This is a genomic window from Microbacterium sp., assembly GCF_030149085.1.
Taxonomy (GTDB): domain Bacteria; phylum Actinomycetota; class Actinomycetes; order Actinomycetales; family Microbacteriaceae; genus Microbacterium.
The window spans coordinates 1-2,393 of the sequence record NZ_JASBSF010000256.1; the positions used below are offsets into that span (position 1 = coordinate 1).

At 67.2% G+C, this 2,393-nt stretch carries 3 protein-coding genes and 1 pseudogene; 2 read left to right on the plus strand and 2 right to left on the minus strand.

Translation table 11 applies throughout. The features are described 5' to 3' along the window. Together Q1V87_RS10375 and Q1V87_RS10380 are read left to right on the plus strand one after the other, a co-directional pair. A pseudogene (locus Q1V87_RS10375) lies at nt 1-215 on the plus strand (hypothetical protein); the annotation flags it as partial. Further along, complete coding sequence (locus tag Q1V87_RS10380) at nt 212-1,288, plus strand: hypothetical protein (protein WP_300592309.1); 1,077 nt, start codon at nt 212-214, stop codon at nt 1,286-1,288. The pseudogene Q1V87_RS10375 and the gene Q1V87_RS10380, both read left to right, overlap by 4 nt. Nucleotides 1,289-1,530: 242 nt before the next feature. Here the strand turns inward: Q1V87_RS10380 and Q1V87_RS10385 are convergent, their stop codons facing one another. Then, a complete protein-coding gene (locus tag Q1V87_RS10385; RefSeq protein WP_300592312.1) occupies nt 1,531-1,728 on the minus strand; it encodes an acyl-CoA carboxylase epsilon subunit in 198 nt (65 codons plus the stop codon). Nucleotides 1,729-1,776: 48 nt separating this feature from the next. Further along, nucleotides 1,777-2,393: carboxyl transferase domain-containing protein (locus tag Q1V87_RS10390; protein WP_300592315.1), on the minus strand; the 617-nt coding region annotated here is incomplete at its 5' end.

Genomic DNA, 2,393 nt, shown 5'->3' on the forward strand with positions numbered 1-2,393 from the left:
CGGTGTCCGCCCGCCACGAGCATGACACCCAGCGGCTGCACCTCGAGGTGCAAGACCTCGGCGAGGGGTTCGATCTCGACACGGTTCCGGATGATCGCCTCGGAATCCGCGGGTCGATCATTGCTCGTGTCGCGGCCGTGGGAGGCACGGTCCACATCACCTCCGACTCGAACGGGACGCTCGTGCGCCTGACGTGGCAGGGGGTCCGAGCATGATCAGTGTCCGTCGCCTGCTCATCGGTTTGGCCTTCGCGTTCACGGCCTACCTTGCCGTCCGCGGACTGTGGTGGACCGGCCCGTTCACCGAGCCACTGGTGCTCGTCGCTGCCGTCGCGCTCTATGTCGTGACCACCGGGGTCGCGCTGCTGTGGGGCAACCGCGACCCCGAAGACGATGACGTTAAGCCGGCCGCACCCGGATTGGCGCCGCGCGCATCATCCGACCGGATGCCGCTTCCCGCCGCGCTCATGGCGTTGGGAACGACGGTCATCGTTCCCAACGCGCTCTCGCTGGCTGTGCCGCGCGAGGCCATCGAAGAACCCTACGTCGTCTGGTATCTCGGCGGCATCGGCGCCCTGATGGTCATCGTCATGGTGAGGCGTCGCCCCATCTTCGCCTGGGTGGGCATTGGTCTGCTCGCCGCCGTCTCGTGGTTCTGGCTCGGCATCCTCGACGCCCTCGAGAAGGGTCTTGTCGGCTCGATCCTGTGGGTGGGGTTGGCGCAGCTTCTGGTGATGCTCACCGATCGTGCTGCCAAAGACACCGCGAAGCTCGTGGAGTTGCAGCGTGCTGCGTCGGCGTGGCAGGCAGCACACACCGTGCGTCAGCGGGAGCGCCGCGTGCAGATTCAGCGAGCACTGTCGGTGGCCGGCCCGGTGCTTGCCCGCACGATCGCGCAGGGCGGCGCGTTGACCCCGGACGAACGCGTCGAGGCGCGGCTTGCCGAAGGGAGTCTGCGTGACGAACTGCGCGGGGCTCGCCTGCTCGACGACGCGGTACGCCACGAACTTGAGTCAGCCCGCCGCCGTGGCGCGACTGTCACGGTCCTCGACGAGGGAGGCCTGGACGGCATCGACCCCGAGGGGCTGGCGAGTATCCGCGAGCGTCTGGTCACAGCTCTCCGCTCGGCGCATTCTGACCGGCTCTATATCCGCACTTCCCCCCACGAGAGCGTCGCGGTAACGGTCGTCGGTAGATCGGATGCCGGTCGCGGCCTCAGCGACGAAGACACCGTCGACCTGTGGACGGAGATCACCCGATTCCCTGCGGAGCCCGACGTCCGGGCGTGACGATCGCGAGAGAAGGATGGTGGGGGTGGACAGATAGTCCACCCCCACCTGTGCGGACGGTTACCCGAAAACCGGCCGCGTGGCCGAACCTGGGCCGCGTCACACGAGAGGTGACGGCGGTTCAGCCGAACGCTACTGCGTTCCAGCTGTTCCAGTCTTGCCGAGTCGCAACGATTCGTCTGTAGGTATTTTGGGGGACAAAATTGGACTGCTTGGCGACCAGGCCAATTCTGTCGCCGAGGTCAACAGGGCGTGCGGTTCCAGCCCAGTTCGCGCCGAAGCGGCTCCCGCAGCGCCCGCTGCGAGAGTGCCCAGGCCGACCGCTGAGGCTCGTCGGCGACGGCCTCGGCGTGCTCGGTGACGTAGTGCTCTGCCACGACGGCGACGACGGCCGCGATCTCTTCGGCGGTCGCGTCGCCGCGCACGATGTTGATTGGCACGGCGGGCTCGCGTTCTTCGGGCGCTGGTTCTCGGGTACTCATCGCGTCCTACAGCGGGATATTTCCGTGCTTCTTCGGCGGGAGGATTGCGCGCTTGCCGCGCAGGGACCGCAGCGCCTTGGCAATCGACACGCGCGTCTGGGCCGGTTCGATGATCCCGTCCAGCTCGCCGCGCTCGGCGGCCAGGAACGGGGATGCCACGTTGTACGTGTACTCGTTGGCAAGCCGCGTTCGCACGGCGGCGACATCCTCGCCGGTCTCGCTGGCCCTCTTGAGCTCGCCCCGGTACAGGATGTTCACCGCACCCTGGCCTCCCATGACCGCGATCTCGGCGGTTGGCCAGGCGAGGTTGACGTCGGCGCCGAGTTGCTTGGATCCCATGACGATGTACGCGCCGCCGTAGGCCTTGCGCAGGATCACCGTCACGAGCGGCACTGTCGCCTCGGCGTACGCGTACAGCAGCTTGGCGCCACGGCGGATCACTCCCGTCCACTCCTGGTCGGTGCCTGGAAGGTATCCCGGAACATCGACGAGGGTCACGATCGGAATGGAGAACGCATCGCAGAAGCGAACGAAGCGGCTGGCCTTCTCGCCGGCCTCGATGTTGAGGGTGCCCGCCATCTGAGAGGGCTGGTTCGCGATGATGCCGACCGTCCGTCCCTCGA